Source organism: Solibacillus palustris (assembly GCF_022549215.1).
GTDB lineage: Bacteria > Bacillota > Bacilli > Bacillales_A > Planococcaceae > Solibacillus > Solibacillus daqui.
This window is the reverse complement of the sequence record NZ_JAKZFC010000001.1, coordinates 623,819-650,214: the sequence shown is the minus strand read 5'-3', so window position 1 is coordinate 650,214 and position 26,396 is coordinate 623,819. Positions and strand designations below refer to the sequence as shown.

The following is a 26,396-nucleotide window of genomic DNA, read 5'->3' as shown; positions in this document are numbered from 1 at the left end:
TCATGTGATTGTCTAAGTAAATCAATAAATTGTAATGATATTTTAACGTGATTGTTACTAGTTTTCACCTTTTTTTATTCGTCTATTTTCTAACTTTGTTAATAAGATACGTCGAATTACAGCAATATTTTGGAAAAGACGTACACCAAACGCGAAAATTGCCGCTAAATACAAGTCTACTCCAATATGAACACCTAAAAAAGCAAGTCCTGCTGCTAAAAGTATATTAAAGAAAAAGCCCGAAATAAAAACTTTATCATCGTAAACCTGTTGTAATTGAGCACGAATTCCTCCAACCATCGTATCAAGTGCTGCTAGTACAGCAATTGACAAATAGTTTTCATAAACAGATGGAATTTGAATATTTGTAAAAATTCCTAATACCACGCCAAAAATCAACCCTAAAAGTGGTAACCACATATTCGCATCCCCTTTTACTTCTCTAATAAATAGTTGCTCTTTTTGACATCAACCGTTGAATTAATGCGTATATTTTCAGAAGGTTCATGGACATTTAAAACGAGATTATCAATATAAAATTGCTCTGGAAATGATGAAGCTAATAAATGGTTTTTTAGTTTTTCAGCTTGATCATATGATTGTGTAATAATGTTAATTTCGACATTAAGATCATCGAGTGGCTCACTATTCACCATTGTTTTTCCATTGATATCACGGATAGCACTATTATATGTTAGCCGTTTCCCTCCAATTTCGATCGCCTGAGCGTTATATCGATATAATTCATTGATTAGTCGGATCAACAATTCTGGTGAAATGGGCTTTATTTCATATCCAAATTGTAGCAATTCGGCAGCCGGTTCAATTGAAAGCGTAACACCGGGACCCTTTATCGGTAAAATCCCTGCCTGCGCCTTCAAGTTATCCACTGTTTGCTGTAAAAGTAGCTCTGGATTATCGAACTCGGCATCCTCATATTTATTAACTGTTTCCGTCACTTCCGCAATCGTAGTTAGTAAATCTAAATGTCGCTCTTTTTCTTCCGATAATTGCTGGCGAATTTCCCATATATCTACTGTATTTCGTTCGGTTGGGTTTTGAACAGTATTGTATTGTACCGCTAACATAAAACCAATGATGAACGAGATAATCGTTATATTACGGTACATTTTTTTCGTCATCATGACCCCTCCGAATGATTTTTCACTACTTTAATCTTCATTGATTGTTGCCATTTCAACTAAACTGCTGCGCTCAATTGTCACGACAACTTGTTCATTTAATAGTTGATCAAACACACCACCCGTTAACTCTAACGAAGAAATTAATGCATCCTGATTGCCAACTGCTTCAATGACAAAGGGTGCTGGGTATTGCTGACCATCAATCGTAATTACAGGGCCATTACAGCTAATATAAGAATTGGTCTTCAAGCGTTGGCCGTTTATCGAAATTGCCTCTGCTCCCGCAATTTTTAGCTCATTTAATACTTTGAAAATGTGACTTTCATGGACAATATACTCATTCGGATTCGTCGATTGTGGATTATAATCGCCATCTTGTAGTGTAATTTTGATGCCTTTACCAACAGCCGCTGATAAGCCTAGTAATAATCTAAGCTGTTCGGCATCTTGTATATTTTGTTCATAATCTGCTTCATTGGAAGAGTACTTTTTCTCATATGTGCGTATTTTTTCTTCAAGTTCGGCAAGCTCATTTACAAGCTCTTTACTACGTTCTTTTTGGCTTATTAATTCTTCCATATACTGATTTTCTTTCTCGTATTGTGAGGAGGCTGAGCTCAAGGTACGCTTATCCTTAGATAAATTATACGAAAACCCAATAATAAATCCGGTAATGATACATACAATAAATAACATCAAATATTTACGTGAAAACAAAGATGACTTATTCTTCCCCTGTTTGTTGCTCTTGTTGTTCATCATTTTGATTTTCTTCTTGCCCCCCTTCCTCAGACTCCGCTTTAACATCACCAATTAGTGAATACTCATCTGAAAAAGGACGATAATACGAACCCACTTCAATATCAATTATCCCTTTTTCAAACCCTTCTTGTTGCTCAATTTGTGCAATGATTGAAGGATAATAATTTAACTTTTCCCCCAATGTATTGGCATCAGCTCGTACTTCATAGCCATCATTCATAAATAATGTAATGGCATATGGGTCGGCTTCTGTTGAATTGGAATTTATTTGAGAAATGAGTGACAGTACTTCTGGCTTTAACTTAACTAGTTGCGTTAAAAGCTTTTTACGAAGTGCTTCATCTTCAAAATCCAAAAAAATCGGCGCGTCAATTGGTGTGATTTCATTAACCTCATTAAATATCACACCATTTTCAAGCATCGGATAAAACTCGCCATCTTTTGAAATGTATGCTACCTTGTGCCATTCATCAATTGTAATTTCTACATCATTTAAAAATTTTCGTTTTACATGAACAGATTTAATCCATTCATTTTCAGCAATAGTTTGTTCCACTTCAGACGTTTTGAATCCCCATAATGAGTCATCTATTTGCAACGTAGACTGTTGCAAATAGAATGCCTCTTCTCGAAGTTCTGCACCTTTAATGTCAATTTTTTTTATATTGCTATAAGGTAATTGAAAATAAAGCAGTACTAAAATGATTAGGAGGAAAACTGTGATTAAAGCAACAAACTTAAAATTGGTTCTTCTTTTTCTTCTTTTTTTCATGGCGGGTACACGTTCTGTAATATCAATCACTTTTTCCATCATTTTTCCTCCTTTCTTCACTTGAAAAATTTAAAATGAGCGCCACAGTCAACCACACAACAACTAACGACGTACCTCCATAGCTGATAAATGGTAGCGTTACGCCTGTTACTGGTAATAAATTAATCACTACCCCCACATTTAGACATGCTTGCACTGCAATAATTGTTGTTAATGCGCATATTACATAAAAATGAAATGCCTCATTACAACGAAGCGCTAAACGGTAGCCTGTTATTAAAAAGCACGCAAAAATAAGCAGCAATCCTAATCCGCCAACAAGCCCTATTTCTTCTAAAATAATGGCAAAAATAAAGTCATTTTGCGGTTCAGGCAAATATAAATACTTTTGTCTACTTTTTAATAACCCATGTCCAAATAACCCTGCAGGTCCGATTGCAAAAAGTGATTGTACCGCCTGAAATCCACTTCCTAAAGGATCGGCCCATGGATTGATAAAAGCTTCAATCCGCTTTAAACGATACGGTGCCGCAGCAATTAACACCGCAAGTCCTGCCATTCCAATTACTATTAATGCAACATATAAACGAATCGGATATTTCGCAATAAAAAGCAATATAAACGCCACAACAACTAATATAAACACGGCCCCAAAATCCGGCTGCAGCATAATTAGAAATACCGGCATAAAAATAACGGCAAAATGTCGGATTTGAACTACACGTTCATATGTTTTTCGCTTAGATAATATCGCACTTAAATACGTAAGAGTTGTCACTTTAGCAAGTTCAGCTGGCTGAACAGTTAATGCCCCTACGCCAATCCAGCTTTGTGAGCCATTTCGTACGATACCTATCCCAGGTATTAATACAGCAACTAATAATACAAGGGATACAATATAAAAAACGGCCCACAATTTCGGATTTTGAAATGCTGGAATATTCATGACCGTTATGCAGCAAACGAGTGCTACTCCAAAATAGATTGCCTGTTTGATATAAAACGGGGTTTGTCCAAAATAATGTACCTCACCCCAATATGTTCCGGCTGAATAAATAAAAACAATACCAATAATCGATAACAAAAAGGCACTGACGAAAAAATATCCCTTTAAGTGCTGTGACAGTGTCGCTATCCTTTCTTTAAGAAAGTTTCATTACACGTTCGATAAATAAGTCGCCTCGAATTTCGAAGCTTTCATGCTGATCCCAGCTTGCACATGCAGGAGATAGTAAAATAATATCGCCGTCTGCTGACATTTTTGCAGCATAGCCAACAGCATCTTCTACATCAATTGCACGGACAATATTTTCAACGCCACAAGACTTCGCAAATTCGATAAAGCGTAACGCCGTTTCACCAAATGCAACTACACCTTTAACACCTTTCATTTCTTCACGTAGCTCTTCAAATGAATGACCACGATCTAAACCGCCTGCTAATAACACAATCGGCGCTGTAAATGCTGTTAATGCACTTTTCGTAGCCAATACATTTGTCGCTTTTGAATCGTTGTACATTTTACGGCCTTGCCATTCACGAACAAATTGTGTACGATGACGCACACCTACAAATGTTGCAAGAACGTTTTCAATTGCTTCGATTGGACAGTTTGATAATTTAGCCGCAGCTACTGCACATAAAATATTTTCTAAGTTATGATTGCCGGGTAAAACGATATTAACACGGTTTAAAATGGCTTCACCTTGCCAGTAGATGGTTTCAGCGTCTGCACTAATGCCCGTTTCTGAACGACCTTTCGTAGTAAATGGTACAAGTTGTGCCTTTGATTTTTTAGCATAATCAACGACAATTTGTTGGTCTGCATTATAGATAAAATAGTCTTCAGCTGTTTGATTTTTTGTTACGCAGAACTTTGCTTCGGCGTATTCTTCAAATGTTCCGTGATAATCTAAATGTGCTTCATAAAGGTTAGTTAAAATTGCAATGCGTGGACGGAAATCACGTGTTCCCATTAGTTGAAACGACGATAATTCCGTTACGATAACATTATCTGCTTTTGCTTCTGCAGCAACGCCACATGCAACCGTTCCAATATTCCCTGCGATTAACGGCTTTAAATTGCCTTGTTGTAGCATTTCAAAAATAATAGTCGTCGTGGTTGTTTTACCATTTGAACCTGTAATACCGATAAACGGCGCTTCACTTACTAAATATGCAAGCTCTACTTCCGTAAGTACCGGTAGCCCTCGCCCAACTGCATCTGCCACGATTGGGTTTGTATAAGGAATCCCTGGGTTTTTTACTACAAATTCGAAGCCCTCATCTAATAAGTCTTCTGGATGACGACCGCAAATAACGGTAATTCCCTTTGATAATAGCTCTTGCGCTTCAGGATTAGCATCAAATGGTTTAGCATCGTTTACTGTTACAAACGCTCCTAGCTCATGTAAAAGCTCTGCAGCTGCGACACCACTTTTAGCTAATCCTAATACTAAAACTTTTTTAGACTGTAATCCTTCATACTGAATCATAATAACGCCTCCGCTAATACTGCAATAAGTGCTACGATACAACCTGTTGACCAAAATACGATTACGACTTTCCATTCAGACCATCCTGACAATTCAAAATGGTGATGAATTGGACTCATTTTGAAAATACGCTTTTTACGTAACTTGAAGCTACCTACTTGTAAAATAACGGATAATGTTTCAACAACGAATACTATGCCGACCAATAGTAGCAATAGCTCTTGCTTCACAAGGACAGAAATCATCGCTAGTGCACCACCAAGAGCTAACGAACCAGTATCACCCATGAAAACTTTCGCAGGATTTGCATTGAAAATTAAGAAACCTAATAATGCACCTGTAACGGCAAATGCAAATAATGCGATATCTGCTTGCTCATTAAATAATGCAATCACACCAAATGCTGCAAACGCAATAGAGGCTGTACCTGAAACAAGACCGTCTAGCCCGTCTGTTAAATTCACTGCGTTAGAGAACCCAACAAGCCAGAAAATTAAAAATGCTACGTATAGTACACCTAAATCAATTGAGATATCCGTATATGGAATTCCGACTGTTGTATCAAATGAACCTAAACGTAATAATAAGAATGCTGCCACTGCAAGAACAATTTGTCCGATGAGCTTCTGTAATGACGTTAATCCTAAATTACGTTTAAAAATTACTTTTAAACCATCATCTAAAAAGCCAATGACACCAAATCCAACTAAAACAAGTAATAGTACAACGGTTTGTGTTGTAAATAAATCAAAAATCATCGCCACAACGATTGTCGAAACAATGATTGCTAATATGAAAATTAAGCCACCCATTGTCGGTGTGCCTGCTTTTTTCAAATGTGATTGAGGGCCTTCCTCACGGATGCTTTGGCCAAACTTCAATCGACGCAAAATCGGAATACCGATTGGCGCTAAAATGACCGTTACTAAAAACGAAGAAACGAGTATGGTCAATGTTGTTGATAGTGTCATAAAAAATCTCCTTTAAAACTTCTGTTTGAAATACGTTGGCGTCGTATGTTTCAATATTTTTTTACTATATCGTTACAAAAACGTCATTCACTATAATAGTTCTTTTAGTTGGATTTTTAAAGGTTGAATTGCAATTTAATCACCTAAATATAAATGGACTGTGTCATTCTGCAAAATTCGACTGTTTTCGCTAGGAATTTGCTGAATGACGCTCTTACCTTCACCGTGCCACACAATTTTATAAGGATGTAATTTATCAACGACTTCATCTTTTTTAAGTCCAACAAAATTTGGGATACGTTCTGTTAGTTCATCACCCCAAACATAACGTCGCTCGATTTGCTCCGTTTGTTTTTCGATTTGTAGAATCGGTGCCGCATCTTCTATAATCTGACCAACGATTGGCGCAGCAATAACACTACCAAATTGTAAGGCGCTTTTCGGATGATCTATCGCTACATAAACAAGAATTTTAGGGTCATTTGCAGGTGCAAACCCGATAAATGACACGATATAATCGCCTTCTTTATAGCGTCCATTTTCTACCTTTTGTGCTGTACCTGTCTTCCCTGCAATCCGTAGACCATCACGGTATGCCTGACGCCCAGAACCATTTGCTACAACCAATTCTAAAGCATGACGCACTTGCTCAGATGTTTCCTCACTGATTACCTGTGCTTTTGCAATTGGCTGTTGCTCCTTAATGACTTCTTTTGTTTGACTATCCACAATTTTTGATACCGCATACGGCTGATATAATGTACCACCATTAATGACTGCCGCTACTGCTTGCATTTGTTGAATCGGAGTAACTGATATTCCTTGCCCAAAGGACGTTGTAGCCTGCTCTACAGGACCAAAGCCTTCTCTTGAAAATAGAATCCCCGAAGACTCACCAGCAATATTCGAGCCTGTTTTTTTCCCAAAGCCGAATCGGTGTATATAATCGAGTAATCTGTCAGGACCAAGACGTTGTCCGAGCTCTACAAAGCCTGGATTACATGAATTTTGTACAACTTCAGAAAAGGTTTGATGTTTATGTCCAGATCGATTCCAGCAGCGTAATTTTGCCCCTTCGACCATCGTATACCCCTGATCATAAAACTCATCATGTTCCATATCGACCACACCTTCTTCAATCGCTGCGCTTAATGTAATGATTTTAAAGGTTGAGCCTGGCTCATACGACATAAACACTGGTAAGTTACGGTTATAAATGCTTGAATCGACTTCAGAAAAATTTGTCGGGTCATACGTTGGGAACGATGATAGTGCTAAAATTTCACCACTATTTGGATCCATAGCAATTGCAAGAGCTTGGTCAGCGTCGTATTGTAGCATTGCTTGAGATAATGCTCTTTCAACAATTTTCTGAATTTCGATATCCATCGTTAATTGTAATGTAGCACCATCTTTACCGTCTTTCCATTCATCATCAACATGATCAAGTGGAGTTCCCTTTGCGTCAGTATATAATCGAATAGCCGCGCTAGAGCTTGTTAATATATCATTATACTCATATTCAATCCCTGCTAAGCCTTGGTTGTCGACGCCAGTGAACCCTAAAAACCGCGACAATAAATTTCCATTAGGATACGCTCTTACATAATCAATCCCACTATAAAGTCCTGGTATTTGCATTTGCTGCAATGTAATTGCTTCATCATAGGTAATGTTTTTTGCTTCGGGTGCAAGTTTAACAAGGTTTATCCGCTGCTGAAGCTTTTTTAAAACTTGTGTTCGATCTTTGTTCAACACTTCGCTAATGGCATCCGCAACTTGTTCCTTGTTTTCATTTTGCGCAGGCATAAAATACAAAGTTGGTGCTAAAGCATTCGTAACGATTACTTCGCCATTACGGTCAACTATTTCACCGCGCTCTGCATTAAAAGGTATTTCTCGGTCCCAGTTTTCCTTTGCCAATGTTGACAATTCGTCATATTGAACAATTTGAACATACAATAATTTAACAAAAATCGCCACGCCGTATAATACAAATGCGATGGCGATCCATGTTAATCGATTTTTAGAACTTTTTTGTACCCATTTCATTAAAACACCTCACTAACAACAGCGTATGTCTTAAGGAATGGTTGTATTCTAAGCGTTTTATTCTTCTGGTAGTTGTTGTTCTTCCCCTTCAACAATCTCGTCTTCTAACTCCATATCCTCTGCAGGCGGAGTTAAATACTGTTCTTCGGGTGTTTTTAATTTAACGACAATTGGTGCACCATCAGAAATTATCGTACCTTGTGACACACTTTGACTTTCGACAAAGCCCTCACCAAATATTTCGATTGGTAAATTAGATAAAGATTTATATACGAGTAAATTACGTAATGACCACTTTTCAAAAGATGGTACAGTTATCGCGCCAGCTGTCTTTAAAAAGACTATGCCACCTTGCGTTAACACTTTCCCTTGTGCCGGAAATTGCTCAGTAATTTCGCCACTTTCTCCAATTAGCACTGGATGCAGACCATCTGCTTCTAGTTCGGTAATAATTGAATCTGAATGTTCACCAACATAATTGGCTAATTCCTTCTTTTTTACCTCTGCTGTATCAGTTGGATTAATGTTCATATATTTTAAACTGTTTTGCACAACGGAATTAAATACTTGTGACACTGGGTCAGAACCAGCCTCTGTTGCACCTAATTTCGGTTTCGCAACTGCAATATAAACAATTAATTGCGGGTCGTCCGCTGGTGCCATACCTAAAAACGAATACAAGAATTCATTTTTACCCCAGTCGTAACCACGCCCATTTGCTTTTGGCATTTGGGCCGTACCTGTTTTCCCTGCCACTTCATAACCTTCAATTTGGAAGCGTTTTGCGTTCCCAGCTTCACCGTAAATAGTAGAAGCTAGTAATTCACGCATTTTTTTCGCAGTTTCTGCTTTAATTGGTTGCCCCTTCTCTACAGGCTCCGAATTCATAACGACTTCACCCGTATTTGGATTCACAATCTTATCGATGACGTATGGCTGCATCATTTTACCGTCATTTGCGATAGCTGATAATGCCTGAATTAGCTGAATTGGCGTCACCGTAGAACCTTGACCAAATGTCGTTGTATACTTATCAATTGGATAGCGTGAGTTGATAATCCCACTTGCCTCATTCGGTAGATCAATCCCTGTCTTTTGACCGAAACCAAAATCATCTAAATACTTTTCTAATGTGTCCCAGCCCATTACATCAAGTAAATTGGTCATTGCGGTATTAGATGAACGCTGGAAACCTTCTAAATAAGAAATCGTTCCCCAACCATACCTGTTATGGTCTCGAATTACATCTTTATAAACTGTATATTGACCTGATTTATATTTTGCGTTTGGAAACCAATTATCCGAATCCATTGCTGCTGCTACGGTAAAGGTTTTGAATGTTGAACCTGGCTCAATTGTGTTTTCTACAACATCATTTAACCAGTTGCCATCTAGCCCTTCACGCGTATCTGGATTAAATGTCGGGCGTTGTGACATGGCCAAAATTTCGCCCGTTTTTGGGTCTGCAACAACGCCAATCATGGACTGAGGGGTATATTTTGTATTCACTCGGCTCATTGCATCTTCTAAAAAGTTTTGGATCGTTTTATCAAGCGTTAAATAAATGTCATTACCATGCTGCGCCTCTTGCACGATATTATTACTATTCGGCAACAGATAGTTTCGCGCATCACGTTGATAAGTCAATTTGCCATCGGTACCTGTCAGTTGCTTATCGTAGATGGATTCAAGCCCCATTTTTCCTACTACTTCCGATTTTCCTTCTTCATCGGTTTCTCGCAACGCAAAACCAATTAAATGCGAGGCAAATACGCCATTTGGATAGTAGCGCTTTTTATCGCTAAAGAAAATAATCCCTGGTAAATTCAGTGCTTCAATTTGCTTTTTCACATCGTGGCTAATTCCTCGACCTGCAAGCCCGAATTCTACTTGATATAATTGTTTACTCGGATTTAAACGCTCATAAATTTTATCCTCATCCATTGGGATATACTTTGCTAATTCACTCGCCGTTTTGGCAGTATCGACAACATGTCTAGGATTTTTTTCATTTTCCGTTGCCTCTTCTGAAATAACCGCTACTAGACGATAGCTCAATGTATCCTCTGCAATAACATTTGCGTTTCGATCTAATATTTTCCCACGATCCGCAGACAAGGCATAACCCGATTCATATTTTGATAGCGCCTCTGTTTCTAGTTCGTGTCCTTTTACAACTCCTGTAGCCTGAATGGATACAAAACGCCAATATAACAGTAAAAAGAGCCCTCCAAATAATAAAAACATTAGAAAGGCCCCATACTGGTAACGAAATTTTCTCTTTTTCATTCCCCCGGCACTACCTTCACATTTTTTTCATTTAGTGTTAAACCGAGTTCTTTCGCTTTTTCCCAAATACGCTCATGAGTTGATAGCTCACTAACTCGTACTTTTAAATCAACATTATTATTATTAACTTCTATTATTTCTCGTTCAATCGATTGGATTTCCATACTTACAGCTTGAATTTCACCTTGTATATGTAATATGGAAATTGCGAAAGATGCTACGACCACTGCAAAGATAATGAATAAAAACTTTTCACCTGCCGTAAAAAACTTCACTTGTGGCTTTTTCTTTACGGCTTGCTGCATTTGCCTTTGTTCTTGTTCAAGTATTTCAGGCTGTTGTTGAATATATGTTTGGCGGACTCTTACGGCCATTACTTACCCACGCCCTTTATCGTTAATTTTTTCAGCGACACGTAATTTTGCTGAACGCGAACGATTATTCGCAGCTAACTCCTCATCTGATGGTAAAATCGGCTTTCTCGTTACTAATTTAAGTACCGGTTTCATATGGTCTGGAATTACCGGTAATCCAGGTGGTAAATCTGGAAGTGATGAAGCCTCTTTAAAGAGCGTTTTTGTTAATCGGTCTTCTAAAGAATGGAATGTAATCACACTAATGCGACCGCCGATCTTTAATAAGTCGATTGCATCTACTAACGAATCTTCAGCTGCGCCTAGCTCATCATTTACAGCGATTCGGATTGCTTGGAAAATTCGTTTTGCGGGATGTCCACCTTTACGACGCGCAGGAGCTGGAATACCATCTTTAATGAGCTCTACTAGCTGCCCCGTTGTTTCTACTGGTGCAATTTCGCGGGCTTGTTCAATTTTACGTGCAACTTGTTTTGAAAATTTTTCTTCCCCATAACGGAAAAAAATACGTACCAAATCCTCATAAGACCAATCGTTTACAACATGATAAGCTGTTAATTCTGCAGTTTGATCCATTCGCATATCAAGTGGTGCATCGTGATGATAACTAAAGCCACGCTCTGGTGTATCTAGCTGTGGAGATGAAACACCTAAATCATATAAAATTCCATCTACTTGATGAATATTCAAGTTGTATAGTTCTTCTTTTAAGTAACGAAAATTTGAATGTACGAATGTCACACGATCTAAATAATCCGCTAATCTTACTTTTGCATTTTCAATTGCAATTGTATCTTGGTCAAAACAAATCAAACGACCTTTTTTTGACAATTGCTTTACTAGATATTCACTATGACCTGCACCACCTAAAGTACAGTCTACATAAATACCATCCGGGTTGATGTTCAATCCATCAACAGTTTCTTTCAATAATACGGTTGTATGATCGAACATTATTAAAGCACCTCTTAAACTTAAACTTAAAAATCAAATCCAATTAAATTTTCTGCAATATCATTAAATGACTCCGATGATTCATCCAAATATGAATCCCAAGCGTCTTTTGCCCAAATCTCTATTTTACTTGATACTCCTAATATGATGCACTCTTTTTCAAGATTAGCATGGTTTATTAGGGTAGAAGGAATGTTAATTCGACCTTGCTTGTCGAGTTCTACCTCGCTTGCCCCAGAAAAGAAAAAGCGGGCAAATGCACGGGCATCTTTTTTCGTCATCGGTAAATCTTTTAATTTTTGTTCGAGTTTTCGCCATTCATCCATAGGGTATCCAAGAATACAATGATCCAATCCGCGTGTCAGTACAAATGTTTCGCCAAGTAATTCACGAAATTTTGCTGGTACAATCATACGGCCTTTTGCATCGATTGAATGTTGATATTCACCCATGAACATGCTACTCACCCCACTTTACTAAATAATGTACCACATGCCCCCACTTTCCACCACTTATTTCATGTAATCCACTACCAATAAAAAGAAATCACGAAAATGCACTCATTCCAGTACATTAGTTCGGTGTCAAAAGATATAAAAAAAGAGTTACCCCTCTATGAGATAACTCTTACCCTTTATAGATATACAATTTTATGATGATCTGAAATACTCATCTGTAATGATAGTAACTCATCAATTAATGCCTCCCCATATTCATTTAGGTATACATATGGGCTATATACACGTTCTTGATACCCCTTATTTGGGTACAATTGCGCCTGCAGTGTATTATATTGGCGAATTGCTACACCATGCTGTTCAATATTTTGCTGTTCAATTTTTGCTTGCAAGTATTGGAACTGACGTAGATGATAATTCATATTTTTTTCAAGTAAGTCGTTCAATTGATAGCGCTGTTGAAATTGTTGTTGGAATTGCTCGTACTGCACTTGTAATTGCTGTTGCATCGATTCGATAAACTGTCGAGATTCATCGTCACGAATCGTTTCAATAAAGTCAGCTAATTTCGTGTCAATTTTACTATCTAACACATCTGCGACAGTCATATTTTTTTGCTTTAACAATGCCTGCACTTGGCGTGTAACAAACGTAATATTGATACGTGGCGCAAAAATCGGCATTTGCAAATCTAATGTATGGAATGCAGGTTTCAATGTGGCCCAGTACGCTAACTCCCCCGGTCCACCAACAAAGGCTAACACCGGAATGGTCATTTCCTGCATCAATGGACGTGTCACAACATTATTACTTAACGCTTGTGGTGTTTCGTTTGCAAGCTGCAATAACTCTTGTTTTGTAAAGTTCACATGCGCTAATACATTTCTAAAGTGGGTATCCTTACGCTCTAATAAAAAGCGCTCGCCATCTTTTACATAAAATAAGTTTGCATTGTTTTCCGTCGCTTCAATTGGTTTATTGTATCCTACTTCAGCTAGTTTTTGCTCTTGTGCGACAACCCCATATGCGATATCCTCATTTTTTTCGATTAACGCTCCAAAATACGCTTTTTCATAGTCACGGAACGGTGCATAAGTAGCATCCAGCATAAGTAATCCATGGTTTTTAAATAAGTCATTCATCAAGCGACTAAAGAAATCCGTAAACGTTGTACTTTTTTGAGCATGCGCTAACACACTTGCTAATAAGCTCTCTGTATATTCCGTCTCACCGAAATCTTTAAATGTTGTTTTAATGAATTGTGTTAATGCTTCTTGATTTAAAACGGTTGTTGAGGCCATTGTTTTATATTTTGAGCGCTCACTATAGCCACGCTTTTTTGTTTGTGCATCCACGATTGTATACGTATGATTTATTTCTTCGATATCGTGGTCTTCACCCGCAATCCAGAACATAGGCACTACATTTATATTTAGCTGTACACGTTTTTCTTTCGCTAATAATATAACCGAAATCGCTTTATGTACAGAATATAAAGGGCCTGTAAGTAGCCCTGTTTGTTGACCACCAACAACAACAAGCGCTCCTTGCTCTAGCTGCTGTAAATGCGATTCAGTTTGTTGTGAAATACCAAACGGCGCCATATATCCACGAATAATTTGTGCTAGTTCTGCCGTACGATAATTTCGTTGTTGTAAATAATCCGCACGCGCGATAAATGCTTCATCATTATATACATGATCAAAAAATGCATGAATTTCAGCATCATTTGACCAATAGTCTACTAATAGTTTATTGCTGACTGGGGGTTGGATTTGTTCCAGTTCCATGAAAATTCTCCTCTACTTCACTCTACGCGGTTCTAATAGTCCTTCACTTTTCAACTTGCTGTTCTATTGTATCTAGTATTTCGGCATAACAAAAGAATATACTCTTATTCAATCATCATAAAAATCATTACGGAATGAGTAATACCAACAAGCCAAACTGTGAAATAAGCCAAACTTAGCAGTAAAAAATCTACACGCCAAATCTTCTTTAATAACGGCCTTACTTCGATTTCTTTTTTTGTTCGCCAATCCATATATGTAAAGATTATTGCAACAACAAGCAAAACGACAAGCATCGGAATCCAAATCGACAGCTCCCATAGGCTACGAATAGCAATTGGGACTGAAAATAACAAAATCAATGTCGTCACATCCGCTGCTAATCCTATCGCTTTACGCTTATTAAATTTCAGTTTCCGGCAAACTATTAGCATAATCAAAAAAGCGATTATCGGAAAAACAATAATGGTCGCTAACATGAACTGAAGAAATAAGATCACATTTTCTCACCGCTCTCTTCAAAGGCTTTGACAAGTAAGTATACCGTTTGTAACATCGGCATCGTTTGATTTTGCAGGGCTGCCTTTTTCAAAATCGGCGCTACGATTGTATCAATTTCAGTTTTTCTACCTGCCAAGCGATCTCCCAACATAGATGAGGTATTTGCAGCTGTCTTTTCACATAGCGCTACAACTTGCCCAAATTGAATGATTTTTTCATATTGTGGAAATACCGTCATTACTTCATTATATAAATTTTTTAGCAATTGAAAAGGATTGTTTTCGGTTATTAATTGTCCATTTTTTAATTGCAAAATAGCAGTTAACGGGTTAATAAAGCAATTTAACAATGCCTTTTCTAAAAGCATTAATTCTGCATCTTGCTCAAAATCGATTGGAAAATTCATTTTGGAAAACTTTTTAAAAAAAGTAAATGATGTCAAATCTCCACGTGCTACTGCAACTTTCATCACACCTATTCCTTTATGTGCAACATGGAATTCCTCGATTTTTTGTGCACCAAATTGAATAGAGCTAAACGCGATTTGTTGTTGCGGTAACTGTAATGCCTCTTCAAAATGAGCCAATCCATTTTGGACAAATAATATCGGGATATTCACTGGAATATCCGCTAACATTGGATAAACAGCTTGTAATTGTCCATATTTAACAGCCACAATAATTAAATCAGCTTTACTTGAAGGGCGAGACGCTATTGACACATGTAAATCGCTTGTTATGTTGCCATCAATATTTGTGCGTGCGATGCTTTGCTCTTTTTGGTATTGTTGGCGCTTCACTAAAGTCACATCTGTTTGCTGCTCTATTAAATAACTTGCAATTAATAATCCTACTGAACCTGCTCCAATAATTTCGATACGCATTTATTATACCTCATATTTATTTCGAATTAAAAAGGTCTGCCTTCAAGACAGACCTTCAGCTAACATTATTATACTGGATACACAGGATGTTTTCGATATGGTAACACCATTTGCTTGGAATTATAGTAACCAAAGCGCTGAATTAATACGTTGCGTAGATCGTTTGGAGCGACGATATCATCAATGACCATTTCTGATGCTAGTTTGTATAAATCGATTTCTTCTTTGTACTCTTCGATTTTTCGCTTCACAAACTGCATGCGCTCTTTAGGGTCTTCAATCACTTCAATTTTTTTTGAATACACTGCATTCACAGCCGCCTCAGGACCCATTACAGCAATTTGAGCAGTTGGTAATGCAATGACCACATCCGGATCAAATGCTGGACCACACATCGCATATAGCCCGGCTCCATATGCTTTACGCACAATGACCGAAATTTTCACCACGGTAGCCGAACTCATCGCGGAAATAAATTTAGCTCCATGACGAATAATACCCGCTTTTTCTACTTTTGTGCCAATCATAAAACCCGGCACGTCAGCTAAAAATAATAGCGGAATTGAAAACGCATCACATAGCGTAATGAACTTGGCTGCCTTGTCTGCCGAATCGACAAACAACACGCCACCTTTTACTTTAGGCTGGTTTGCAATAATTCCTACAACTTGACCATCAATGCGCGCTAGTCCTGTAATTAACTCAGATGCAAATAGCTTCTTAATTTCGAAAAAACTAGCCTCATCAATTATCTGATCAATCGCTTCATACATATCAAATGGTGCATTTTGATTTTCTGGGACAATTTCTTCTAATGTGCGTCCCGCAATCGGTGCTTTCGGTTGTTCTAACGGCGGAAATTCAGAGAAGTTAGCCGGAAAATATCCAATGTATCGACGGGCTTCATGGATTGCCTGCTCCTCTGTTTCTACAAGTACATCCCCACAGCCACTTACCGTACAATGCATACGTGCACCGCCCATTTCTTCAAGCGACACCTTTTCCCCAATCACTTTTTCCGCCATTCGAGGAGAGCCCAAATACATCGACGCATTGCCTTCCACCATGATTACGATATCACAAAAGGCGGGGATATACGCACCACCAGCAGCAGACGGACCAAATAAAATACAAATTTGCGGAATCGCCCCACTCATTCGAACTTGGTTATGAAAAATGCGCCCCGCTCCCCGACGTCCAGGAAACATCTCTAATTGATCTGTAATACGCGCACCTGCAGAGTCTACTAAATACAGCATTGGTACTTGTAATTTTTCGGCCGTTTCTTGTATACGAATGATTTTTTCAACAGTACGTGACCCCCATGAACCCGCTTTAATCGTTGAATCATTAGCCATGACACACACTGTTTGCCCATCGATTTGTCCAATAGCTGTCACGACACCATCTGCTGGTAAATCATCTGCTTCACAGTTTGCAAAACGTGCATCCTCTTCATATATGCCATTATCAAATAACAGCTCCAAACGATCACGTACAAATAATTTATTAGTTTCTTTTAGCTTTTCATGATATTTTTGAGCGCCACCCGAATAAATTGTTTCGATTTTTTTCTGTAAGTGCTCGTTATAGTTTGCTTGCATGTCTATTCCCCCGTCACTTAGGCTAATTCTACTAATACATCATTTTCTTCTACAAAATCCCCTTCAGCAACGTTCACTTTTTCAATTGTGCCATCATTTTCAGCCTCATGTGCAATTTCCATTTTCATTGATTCTAAAATAATTAATGTTTGCCCCTTCGTAACGCTATCTCCCTCTTTTACACTCACCTCATAAACGGTACCTGCCATTTGTGCTTTTACTTGTGTCATAAAAATTGCCCCCTTAGAAAGATATTTACGTAATATTACGCAGTATTGCTACATCTATTGTAAGCTAGCTGTAAATTTAATTACAATTATTTTCTCGTATAATATCATTATTTCTACTTTTAGGCCTTTTCTTTTATATGGACGAAGCCTTGTTGCAGCCATTTTTGCATTTTATCATAGTCTGATTGTAGCTCTGAATATTTCATTTCTAATTCATTGTACGCCTCTGTCAATTCTTCAAAACTCGTTAATGCCAATTTCAAATGACTCCGCATGAGTTGCTTCGGTCGTTTCCTTACACTATTTAGCACTTGTCCATATTGCGTACGCAGTGTTTTATTCCACCTAAACCCACACGCCTGCTTCGTACGATTTAACGCTTGGGCAGCTTGCTCAAATGCCTCTAGTTGTGTGCGACCATTTTGTACACTATGAATGACAATTTCCGCTAGCTTTTCATCATCCGCAACCGTCCATTGATCTTTACGTCTTTTTTGTTCCACTCCATGCACCACCTCATATTTTTTACTACTATATGCCCGTGACATCGAAATAGACTTTAAAATAAAAAAAGTTACGACAAAAATAGTTTCGTCGCAACCGTATACTCATTATTTTTTCTTATTCAAGAAATTTTGCACTGCTTCATGGTGTGCATCAGATTCCCAAAGTTTCGCGCACAAACGAACTTCCTCCATCACACGCTCATACATATTACGTTCACGCCATTTACGAAGTTCGATTTCTTTATATGCTTGATGCACAGATGGATGAATTTTTGCCATATGCTCAATAAAATCAGCTAGTGCTTGTTCTTTTGTCCCTTCAATATAAACACGCATTGCCCAACCAATTTCGTGCAATGTTTGTGAATTATATGGTTTTGCATCTACTAGCATTTTTAATGCACGGTCATGACGTATTCCACGCTCAAATAAATACGTACCGCCACCCCAGCCAGATGTAATCGCAAGAGAACCTTGAATAAAGCCCGCCTTCGCATGCGAGGCCATTAAACGGAAATCACAAGCTGTCGCAATCTCACAGCCACCACCGACAGCCGTTCCATTAATTAATGCAATTGTCGGCACAGGTAATGTTGCTACTTCATATAAAATGTCTGCCATTTTACTCAACATACCAAACGCCTGATCCTCCGTTTCTAAATTATGAAACTCTAATAAGTCTCCACCCGAGCAAAATGATTTTTCTCCTGCTCCAGTAATGACTAAAAAGCGCACGTCGTCATGTTCTTTTATGTATGTAATCACTTCTTTTAAGCCATCCATTACTGCATAGTTAATCGCATTACGCTTTTCCTCACGATTAATTGTAAAGGTTAAAATCCCATTGTCATTTTGAATTAAGTAATCCATTTTCCATCCCCCGTATCGCCTTCAAATTATTTGCCTTAATATAAAATAATGAAATTTTCTAACAATATTAATAGTACGCGAGCAAAAATGATTTTACAATAATTTGTGTAAAAGAGAGGGAAATAGAAAAAAGACTAGTTAAGAGCCATGGCCTCTTAACTAGTCTTGCATGAGCAAAATACTGAATTATTTTGCTACTACTTCTTTACCTTTGTATTGTCCGCAAGCTTTGCACACGCGGTGTGATAATTTAGCTTCACCACAGTTTGGGCAAGCTACCATACCAGGTACAGATAATTTGAAATGCGTACGACGCTTTCTTTTTGCAGTTTTAGAAGTTCTTCTAAATGGTACAGCCATTATTGGCACCTCCTTACAGATAGTTATTCATCTGTTTGATCAAAATACTTAGCTAAATCAGCCAGTCTTGGATCCAGTTTTGGTTCGTCAACCTCTTTAGCTTTTTCTACATCTTCATCCGTTGAATAGGACCAGTCTTTACCGCCTTGCACTTGTCCTTCGGTATTCTCTTTGAATACTTGCATTGGTACTTCAAGAAGAATCAATTCTTCAAGTACTGGCTTCATGTCAATCACTTCTCCATCAACATAATGGATATCACCATCAACATCCCCGCGGTTTTCTGGATCAATCCAGCTGAAAACTTCAACTGTCTCGATTTCCACAGGATATTCAACATCTTCCCACGTGCGGGCACATGGAAGCGTCAATGTAGCGCTAATCGTTAATTGACAAGTCATTTGCGATGCACCAAAAGTACATAGCCCTTTTACATGAACGGGTGAAACGTTGCGAATATCTAAATTACGAACTTTTACGCTATTCAACTCGACATTAGCATCAAGTGGCATACCGTCTTTTCGAAACTTCGATAATTGATGAATTGACCATTTCATTCGTTTATCACCTCGAGACAACACTGTTGATTATATAGTGTACAAAAAAAGATGTCAAGATAATTTCTTGTCACTCTTTAAAAACGTGCTTATAATCAAGTTATATTCTATCATATTGAAACAAAACATTCACCAAAATATCATTTACCCAATAAAAAAATATTTTATCGTAAGGAGGAAATTTATGCAAGCTGTTGGTATTGTCGTAGAATATAATCCTTTTCACAACGGTCACTTACATCATGTAACCGAAGCAAAACGCACAACAAATTCCGATGTTGCAGTAGCGGTGATGAGCGGGCAATTTTTACAGCGGGGAGAACCTGCACTTGTTGATAAATGGCATCGTACAAAAATGGCATTACAGAGCGGTGTTGACATCGTCATTGAGCTTCCATACATTTTTAGTACCGCGCAAGCCACGTTATTTGCATCAGGCTCAATTCAACTGCTAGAGGCCATGCATTGCAAACATCTTGCTTTCGGAAGTGAACAAGGAACAATCACTCCTTTCATTAATACGTATGAGGTCATTGAAAGCAATCGTGACCTGTATAACAGCATTATTAAAGAACATGTCCAACAAGGTAAAAGCTATCCACAAGCCTTGTTTATTGCCTACGAACAGCTTACTCAGCATTATCCAGATGCATACATTGATTTAGCTCAGCCAAACAATATTTTAGGCTATCACTATGTAGAAGCAATTAAGCAGCTCCATTGCATAATGCAACCTGCTACGATTCAGCGCATTGCTGCAGGCTATTATGATGCAATTGATACTTCAAGCCAAATCGCTAGTGCTACGGGTATTCGACAAGCATTATTTGGCGGACAAAACTTAACTGAAGTGTCACAATTTTTACCTCATGTAAGTATAGAGCAACTTCAAATTTGGCAGCACACCCATGGGCAATTTGCTAGCTGGGAAAGCTTTTGGCCACTTTTAAAATATGCGATTATTCGCCATACACCACAGCAATTAAAGCAATATGCCGATGTTGCAGAAGGTCTTGAAAATTCACTCATTAAACATGCAGCTACAAGCGACAGCTACGCTGAATTTATGAATAGCTTAAAGTCAAAGCGTTATACATGGACACGTCTACAACGTATGTTGACACATATTTTTACAGGGGTTACAAAAGAGCAATTACATCAAACGAAAACACCAAGTTATATCCGAATTTTAGGAATGACAAAGCAAGGGCAAGCCTATATTTCAAGCATAAAAAAATCTCTTACGTTACCACTTATTAGTCGTGTAGCTGCTGTTAGTGATCCCGTTTTAGCAATTGATTTACACGCGACACAAATGTACCAACAAGGTGTCGCACAATTTTCGAATATAAAAATAGACGAAGATTATAAATCTCCGCCTATCCGTTTTTAATTTTTGGGTTGTAATTTTTCCAAATAGTCCAGTGCATCATCAATCGTTTTCACCGGCACTATTTTCATGTTGGCCTTAATTTTTTCGCCTGTTTTCTTCGCAGTTTCATAATTAGATTCGATGTTTGGGTCATACTCAAGCATCGCTTCTGTTATTTCATCATCAGGCGCAAAGAAAATATCGACTCCTTTTTTATCTGCAGATACAATCTTTTTCTCAATCCCACCAATGCGACCTACTGTACCATCTTCAAACATTTCACCAGTACCTGCCACGTTATAGCCCTTTGTAATATCTTCGTCAATCAACTGATTTAACAGCTCTAAGGTAAACATTAGGCCAGCTGAAGGACCACCAATATCTTCCGTTTTCACGTTCACTTTCGGGTCGGTTTTGATCGATTTACTTTCTGAATAGGTTACACCTATCCCATAACGGCCATCCGAACCTGGAATTTCTTTAATATCTAAAGTTACATCAATCAGTTTTTCATTACGCTTCACCACAAGACGAATTTGGTCACCATTTGTTTTTGGGGTAATAATTTCACGGAACGTTTCTAAACTATCAATGCGCTTACCATCTGCTTCAACAATTTCATCGCCCGGCTTTAAATACCCATCTGCCGCACCTTTTGCTAACACATTGAGTACGTAGAGCCCTTTATACGTCACTTGATAGTCTAATCCTGCGTGTTTAAACGCAACATACGTTGCACTAAACTGTGAATCCGTCATGTATTTTAATTGGCGCACATTATATTCCTCGTCATCTTCTTCCTCTTGACGTACATCCTTAATTTTTACAATGTCATAAAAGTCCATAACACTCGCCATTGCATACGTGAGAATGGTTGCACGTCCCATTGCAACGGTTGTCATGTAAAGTGCACCCTCATCGTCCACATCACCATTTTGAACGGATAGGAAATCGCTCACATCATACGTACCACCAGGTTTTGTAATATAATAATCCAAGCGATAAAATGATATCACTATTAAAAAAATAAAAAAGATTCCTAATGAAATTTTCGCTTTATTGTTCATTTTTTCGAACGCCTCCAAAATCAGTGAAAGACTAATTTAAATTACCTGTGCATACAATTAGTGTAGCATTTGAACGAATGAATGACAAAACTTTGTAAAGGATGACGAACTATTTGGAAGATCCTTTTATGCTTAGTACTAATTTTTTTGATGTTACAATTTCCTGATGTTACGCATGAAGGAGTAGATTTAGGGTTTACACTTTTTATGGAGGCGCTTTTCCCATATTTATTGCCGTATTTAATTTTAACGAGCTGGCTCATTCGCATCACCACTACTTCCTCTAAAGCTTCCTATTTCACCTTTTTACAAACCTACTTTATTAGCGCGATTGGTGGATTTCCTACAGGTGCTGCAACGATTACACAGCTCACAAAACAACAAGTATTTACAAAACGTCAAGCGGCTTTAATGCTTGGGATTTGTCATAGCCCTAGTCCGTTATTTCTATTTGGTTTTGTTGGACAGGACTTACTGCAATCTACTACGTTTAGCTGGCAATATTTACTGTTAATACATAGCTTTTCACTCTGCTTGTTACTAGTTGTTTTACGCCTTGTGGCAAAGGAAGGGGTTCAAGAAGTAGCCCATTTCAAAGAAACAACGCCTTTTTCAAATAGCATACGTGATAGTGCACCGACAATTCTTACAGTGGCAATAACGTTAATTTTTTTCACCACAATTTATCACGTTGTCATTCATAGTATTGAATCCTTCACTACCCTTCCTACAGTATTCAAAGTATTTACAGCTGGCATACTTGAAATGACAAATGGACTAGCTATGCTACAACAACATTTGTACGGGGATTGGCTTATATTTTTTATAGTTGTACTTCTTACTACCCAAAGCTTTAGCATCCATCTACAAGTAGTAGTTATCGCGCGTACAGCACAAATTCCAATGCGTCCTTATTTTATATTACGTGCGATTTACATCCTATGTATCCCACTGCTCTTTTTCTTATTCTTCATGTAAAAAAGCTTTTGTGTACTAAGGGGAATTCCTCTGACACAAAAGCTTTTTATTAGTTATGAAATTTTTGTTTTAACGCTTGTTCAACGCATGCGGGTACAAGCTCGCTAACATTGCCGCCATATTTGGCGACTTCCTTTACGATGCTTGAACTTAAAAACGAATATTGATTTTTTGTCATGATGAAAAATGTTTCGATATTTTCATCTAAAACACGGTTCATCGAGGTAATTTGCATTTCATATTCAAAGTCTGAAACAGCACGTAACCCACGTACAATCGCCTTTGCATTTTTTTCACGAGCATAATCAATTAAGAGACCCGAAGATGTTTCAATATGGATATTCGGTAAATCTTTCGTTACCTCTTTGATTAACTCTGTACGTTCTTCTATCGAAAATAGTGGCTGTTTTGAAGAGTTGTTTAATACTGCGACAAAGACTACATCAAACACATCTGCTGCACGTCGAATAATATCCAGATGCCCTTTTGTAACCGGGTCAAAACTTCCTGGTACTACAGCTATTTTTTCCGTCATTCGATTGCTCCCTCTTCCTCTTGGTAACGATAAATCGAAATAATTGTACTTCCATATGTTTCTTGTCTAACAAGACGGTACACACCATAATTTTCTGGCAGCGTTACTTCTGTCGAATGCTCACACATAATAATCGCCTGCTCAGATAATTTCCCGCTTTCTACAAGCGTCTCAACTAAATCATAATACTCTTTTTTGTGATATGGTGGATCGACAAATAAATAGTCAATAACAATATCACGCTTTATTAATGCCTTTACCGCACGTGTTGCATCAACTCGGAATAATTCCGAAGAGTCCTCATAACGACATTTTTTAATATTTTCTTGCAACACTTGGAATGCGCGACTATCTTTTTCTATAAATAAAGCATGCGCTGCCCCACGGCTTAATGTTTCAATTCCTAGCCCACCACTTCCAGCAAATAAATCAACTACCGTACCACCGTCAAAAAACGGCCCAATTATATTAAATATTGATTCCTTTACTTTATCGGTTGTTGGTCGAGTTGTACTACCCGTAACGGCCTTTAATGGCATTCCTTTTCGATCACCTGCAACTACGCGCATGTTTTCACCAATCTTTCTAAAATCGTCTATTGTTGCTCACCAGGTGCTGTAATCGTAATACGATTTTCCGATTTTGTTAACTCGACTAAAAATAGACGTTGTAACCACGCTTCTTCAATGAAATACTGCCCCGCAACTTTTTTAATCGGCATTGATACCGTATTATAACGACGCTGGTTGAATACATAGAAGCCTGGGTCATGTGGGAATCGGAACGCACGTGTTTCACTCGTTACATAATACCCGTTTTCACCCGTTTTCACATCATATCCTAACTCATTTAATAAAGAATCCGCGGAATATAATATTTCCCCATCTTTTAATACCACTTGAATGGCTTCTTGCTTATGCAAGTTGACATAAATTTCACGTGGGTCATTAAATAAAAATGGATAAGAGCCTTCTGTTGTCGCACTCATCGTTATGTATTTAGTTGACGCACCTAGCACTTCTGACAATTGCTCGTCCAAAACTTTCGTATTCATTTTTCGACCTTCTAACGCTTGTAAACGCGCTAACCAATCATCTAATTGCTCATCGGTCATTTGATTTGTAATCGTAGCTGCAACTTCTTTTGTTTTATCACTACCGAATACAGTTCCCGTTAAATAAGAGGCAACTAATTCTTTCACCCAATTCGGACTGTCGCCGAATTCATACATTGCTTCTAATTGTGAAATTACGACTGTATGCTGTAATTTCTCTACTGTAAGATTCGGTAAAAATAACATTCGATATCCTTCTAAACTATCCATATTTGTTCCATTTATAACCGCAAAATAATCATCACTTAAAAAGTTTACCGTTTTTAGTTTTTCATAAAAAGCCGGTTTCATTTCTGTTTTCGAATAAATGGATAACACATCGGATTGATGGTGTAAATCAATGTCACCATCCTGCCAGAATAAATCTTTTACTGCACCGCGCCCACTAAACATTGTGTAATTTACTAATGTTAGTTTTTGCTCACCAATTAACGGTAAACCCGTCACCCACTCCCCTTGAATTTCAGGTTGAGTAGAAATATGTACCGTCGAAAACTGGACATTGCCTTTTTTTAATGTTGCGAACACATCTTTCATCAGTTTGCTAGACTGCAACCCTTTTTCTAACGGAATAACATAAGAAATCGATTGTGCACGTGTTTCACCTGGTTTAAATGTTAAAGAATCTTCACTTAAACGCGCACAGCTATTTTCATTTTCTATAAAACAATTCGGATTAATCGCTTTTTTCGGCCACTCGATACTAATTTCTTCTGTAGGTAAGTTTTTGAAATGCTGGCGAATGTCTAAACTTTCGCCATGATAAACAATTTCAATTTCTTGCGAGTATTGATAGCCCTTTTCGATTGAGTCTACTTCATCCGAATAAACTTGGAACTGCATAAAAAGTACAGTTCCAATTAAAATTGCTAAAAAGGAAAAAATACTTACTGCAATTTTCATGTGCTCTCCCCTCCTGCATCATGATATTATTGTAAAGAAAGGATGTGTCATAATGATTCAACAATTTATCGAACTTGGTCAAGGTTATGGTGACATTTACGAGCTTTGCGAGCTAGTTAAAACAAATGAAAACCGTTTCCATAACGCGTTCATTTTCACTGCTAATCATAACGGCCAACAAGTTGCTTCCCTTGCTGTAGCATTTAAACCAGCCGGCGAAAGCAAATTCATGCCAATATATATTTGCCGCGAAGGAATTCCATTTAACGAAGATAAACCTTCGAAGCGCATCGAAATTTTTAAACAAGTGATCCAAGACGCGGGTCAGCTAGAAAATATTTTCGAAATTAAGCACTCCTCTATTTTTTCGGAAACAAATCAATATTATCAATACTTAATAGGTATTTTACGACTAAACCATTACATACCACCAATGCATTAAATCATTATGTCTGGGTGTATATGTGTCTGGGATTTGTTTTGCGCTCGTGCATAGAACTACTTACCGAATTCATGATATCCGCCGGAAGATTAACTTCTTTCAGCGGATGTTTAAACACTAGCTAAAAGAAGTTAAAGTCCAACTTTATAATCGTATTCTTTTGCCTTATCTGGCTTTGCATTTTCAAATTCCGTTTTGAGAAATGGTCGATATGACTCTACAACGTCTTTCACAAATGGAAGGCGTTGTATTTTTGTCATTAAGGCTTCCATTTCATCACGGTTACAATAAATCACTACATATTTCTGTTTCCGTGAAATAAAATTAACATGTCCATATTTCCTCAGCGATTTCGCATGCTTTAATTGATGAACGTAAACAATCAAACCTTGTCTTTCATTCAAATAAATCC

General features: G+C 37.8%; 29 protein-coding genes. 3 read left to right on the top strand and 26 right to left on the bottom strand.

Translation table 11 applies throughout. The features are described from left to right. Nucleotides 1–57 precede the first annotated feature (57 nt). The 21 genes from LZ480_RS02980 to LZ480_RS02880 all read right to left on the bottom strand — a co-directional run bounded on the left by LZ480_RS02980 (nt 58) and on the right by LZ480_RS02880 (nt 19,573). Nucleotides 58–420, bottom strand: coding sequence for a small basic family protein (locus tag LZ480_RS02980; RefSeq protein ID WP_241367893.1), 363 nt, complete (start codon nt 418–420; stop codon nt 58–60). A 14-nt stretch (nt 421–434) separates the two neighbouring features. Continuing rightward, entirely contained in the window at nt 435–1,142 is a 708-nt protein-coding gene (locus LZ480_RS02975) for a DUF881 domain-containing protein (RefSeq protein ID WP_241367892.1), read from the bottom strand. Between the two features lie 30 nt (nt 1,143–1,172). Next, nucleotides 1,173–1,724: a DUF881 domain-containing protein gene (locus LZ480_RS02970; protein WP_408641584.1), complete on the bottom strand. Its 552-nt coding sequence runs from the start codon at nt 1,722–1,724 to the stop codon at nt 1,173–1,175. A 145-nt stretch (nt 1,725–1,869) separates the two neighbouring features. Then, nucleotides 1,870–2,718, bottom strand: coding sequence for a cell division protein FtsQ/DivIB (locus tag LZ480_RS02965; protein WP_241367891.1), 849 nt, complete (start codon nt 2,716–2,718; stop codon nt 1,870–1,872). Then, entirely contained in the window at nt 2,702–3,814 is a 1,113-nt protein-coding gene (ftsW, locus tag LZ480_RS02960) for a putative lipid II flippase FtsW (RefSeq protein WP_332844016.1), read from the bottom strand. Before ftsW ends, LZ480_RS02965 begins: the two co-directional genes overlap by 17 nt. Nucleotides 3,815–3,821: 7 nt before the next feature. Next, on the bottom strand, nt 3,822–5,174 hold the full coding sequence (murD, locus tag LZ480_RS02955; protein WP_241367889.1) for a UDP-N-acetylmuramoyl-L-alanine--D-glutamate ligase: 1,353 nt from the start codon (nt 5,172–5,174) through the stop codon (nt 3,822–3,824). Next, nucleotides 5,171–6,145 (bottom strand): phospho-N-acetylmuramoyl-pentapeptide-transferase, encoded by a 975-nt coding sequence (mraY, locus tag LZ480_RS02950; protein ID WP_241367888.1) that lies wholly within the window; start codon nt 6,143–6,145, stop codon nt 5,171–5,173. Before mraY ends, murD begins: the two co-directional genes overlap by 4 nt. Nucleotides 6,146–6,280: 135 nt before the next feature. Next, nucleotides 6,281–8,197, bottom strand: coding sequence for a penicillin-binding transpeptidase domain-containing protein (locus LZ480_RS02945; protein ID WP_241367887.1), 1,917 nt, complete (start codon nt 8,195–8,197; stop codon nt 6,281–6,283). A gap of 57 nt (nt 8,198–8,254) precedes the next feature. Continuing rightward, entirely contained in the window at nt 8,255–10,444 is a 2,190-nt protein-coding gene (locus LZ480_RS02940) for a penicillin-binding transpeptidase domain-containing protein (RefSeq protein ID WP_241367886.1), read from the bottom strand. 38 nt (nt 10,445–10,482) lie between these two features. Beyond that, nucleotides 10,483–10,860: a cell division protein FtsL gene (gene ftsL, locus LZ480_RS02935; RefSeq protein WP_241367885.1), complete on the bottom strand. Its 378-nt coding sequence runs from the start codon at nt 10,858–10,860 to the stop codon at nt 10,483–10,485. Nucleotides 10,861–10,863: 3 nt separating this feature from the next. Further along, nucleotides 10,864–11,814 (bottom strand): 16S rRNA (cytosine(1402)-N(4))-methyltransferase RsmH, encoded by a 951-nt coding sequence (rsmH, locus tag LZ480_RS02930; RefSeq protein WP_241367884.1) that lies wholly within the window; start codon nt 11,812–11,814, stop codon nt 10,864–10,866. 26 nt (nt 11,815–11,840) lie between these two features. Then, a complete protein-coding gene (mraZ, locus tag LZ480_RS02925) occupies nt 11,841–12,272 on the bottom strand; it encodes a division/cell wall cluster transcriptional repressor MraZ (RefSeq protein ID WP_241367883.1) in 432 nt (143 codons plus the stop codon). A 176-nt stretch (nt 12,273–12,448) separates the two neighbouring features. Then, entirely contained in the window at nt 12,449–14,062 is a 1,614-nt protein-coding gene (gene bshC, locus LZ480_RS02920; RefSeq protein ID WP_241367882.1) for a bacillithiol biosynthesis cysteine-adding enzyme BshC, read from the bottom strand. A gap of 104 nt (nt 14,063–14,166) precedes the next feature. Further along, entirely contained in the window at nt 14,167–14,562 is a 396-nt protein-coding gene (locus tag LZ480_RS02915) for a DUF3397 domain-containing protein (protein WP_241367881.1), read from the bottom strand. Further along, nucleotides 14,559–15,446: a ketopantoate reductase family protein gene (locus LZ480_RS02910; protein WP_241367880.1), complete on the bottom strand. Its 888-nt coding sequence runs from the start codon at nt 15,444–15,446 to the stop codon at nt 14,559–14,561. Before LZ480_RS02910 ends, LZ480_RS02915 begins: the two co-directional genes overlap by 4 nt. A 68-nt stretch (nt 15,447–15,514) precedes the next feature. Continuing rightward, nucleotides 15,515–17,050 carry an acyl-CoA carboxylase subunit beta gene (locus LZ480_RS02905; protein ID WP_241367879.1) on the bottom strand — a complete coding sequence of 512 codons (1,536 nt, stop codon included), beginning with the start codon at nt 17,048–17,050 and terminating at the stop codon, nt 15,515–15,517. Nucleotides 17,051–17,067: 17 nt separating this feature from the next. Beyond that, nucleotides 17,068–17,280 carry an acetyl-CoA carboxylase biotin carboxyl carrier protein subunit gene (locus LZ480_RS02900; protein ID WP_241367878.1) on the bottom strand — a complete coding sequence of 71 codons (213 nt, stop codon included), beginning with the start codon at nt 17,278–17,280 and terminating at the stop codon, nt 17,068–17,070. Nucleotides 17,281–17,399: 119 nt separating this feature from the next. Then, nucleotides 17,400–17,783: a transcriptional regulator gene (locus LZ480_RS02895; protein ID WP_241367877.1), complete on the bottom strand. Its 384-nt coding sequence runs from the start codon at nt 17,781–17,783 to the stop codon at nt 17,400–17,402. Between the two features lie 108 nt (nt 17,784–17,891). Continuing rightward, a complete protein-coding gene (locus LZ480_RS02890) occupies nt 17,892–18,656 on the bottom strand; it encodes an enoyl-CoA hydratase/isomerase family protein (protein WP_241367876.1) in 765 nt (254 codons plus the stop codon). 186 nt (nt 18,657–18,842) lie between these two features. Then, nucleotides 18,843–19,016, bottom strand: coding sequence for a 50S ribosomal protein L32 (gene rpmF / locus LZ480_RS02885; RefSeq protein WP_008403415.1), 174 nt, complete (start codon nt 19,014–19,016; stop codon nt 18,843–18,845). Nucleotides 19,017–19,039: 23 nt separating this feature from the next. Further along, nucleotides 19,040–19,573 carry a YceD family protein gene (locus LZ480_RS02880; protein ID WP_241367875.1) on the bottom strand — a complete coding sequence of 178 codons (534 nt, stop codon included), beginning with the start codon at nt 19,571–19,573 and terminating at the stop codon, nt 19,040–19,042. Nucleotides 19,574–19,757: 184 nt separating this feature from the next. Between LZ480_RS02880 and LZ480_RS02875 the strand changes: the two genes are divergently transcribed. Next, nucleotides 19,758–20,966: a nucleotidyltransferase gene (locus LZ480_RS02875; protein WP_241367874.1), complete on the top strand. Its 1,209-nt coding sequence runs from the start codon at nt 19,758–19,760 to the stop codon at nt 20,964–20,966. Here LZ480_RS02875 and LZ480_RS02870 read toward each other — a convergent pair. Beyond that, entirely contained in the window at nt 20,963–22,012 is a 1,050-nt protein-coding gene (locus LZ480_RS02870) for a SepM family pheromone-processing serine protease (protein WP_241367873.1), read from the bottom strand. The genes LZ480_RS02875 and LZ480_RS02870 overlap by 4 nt on opposite strands. A gap of 147 nt (nt 22,013–22,159) precedes the next feature. On the opposite strand from LZ480_RS02870, the gene LZ480_RS02865 reads away from it, so the two are divergent. Beyond that, nucleotides 22,160–22,990, top strand: a complete 831-nt coding sequence (locus LZ480_RS02865; RefSeq protein ID WP_241367872.1) for a hypothetical protein — start codon at nt 22,160–22,162, stop codon at nt 22,988–22,990. Nucleotides 22,991–23,039: 49 nt separating this feature from the next. Here the strand turns inward: LZ480_RS02865 and coaD are convergent, their stop codons facing one another. Genes coaD through LZ480_RS02850 form a run of 3 tightly spaced genes read right to left on the bottom strand, consistent with a single transcriptional unit; the run spans nt 23,040 to nt 25,542 of the window. Beyond that, a complete protein-coding gene (coaD, locus tag LZ480_RS02860) occupies nt 23,040–23,525 on the bottom strand; it encodes a pantetheine-phosphate adenylyltransferase (RefSeq protein WP_241367871.1) in 486 nt (161 codons plus the stop codon). Then, on the bottom strand, nt 23,522–24,094 hold the full coding sequence (gene rsmD, locus LZ480_RS02855) for a 16S rRNA (guanine(966)-N(2))-methyltransferase RsmD (protein WP_241367870.1): 573 nt from the start codon (nt 24,092–24,094) through the stop codon (nt 23,522–23,524). The genes coaD and rsmD overlap by 4 nt, the downstream gene beginning before the upstream one ends. A gap of 26 nt (nt 24,095–24,120) precedes the next feature. Beyond that, entirely contained in the window at nt 24,121–25,542 is a 1,422-nt protein-coding gene (locus LZ480_RS02850) for an RNA polymerase II (protein WP_241367869.1), read from the bottom strand. Nucleotides 25,543–25,594: 52 nt separating this feature from the next. Between LZ480_RS02850 and LZ480_RS02845 the strand changes: the two genes are divergently transcribed. Beyond that, entirely contained in the window at nt 25,595–25,984 is a 390-nt protein-coding gene (locus tag LZ480_RS02845) for a DUF7147 family protein (protein ID WP_241367868.1), read from the top strand. A 131-nt stretch (nt 25,985–26,115) separates the two neighbouring features. Here the strand turns inward: LZ480_RS02845 and LZ480_RS02840 are convergent, their stop codons facing one another. Next, entirely contained in the window at nt 26,116–26,388 is a 273-nt protein-coding gene (locus LZ480_RS02840) for a YlbG family protein (protein WP_241367867.1), read from the bottom strand. Nucleotides 26,389–26,396: the final 8 nt, after the last annotated feature.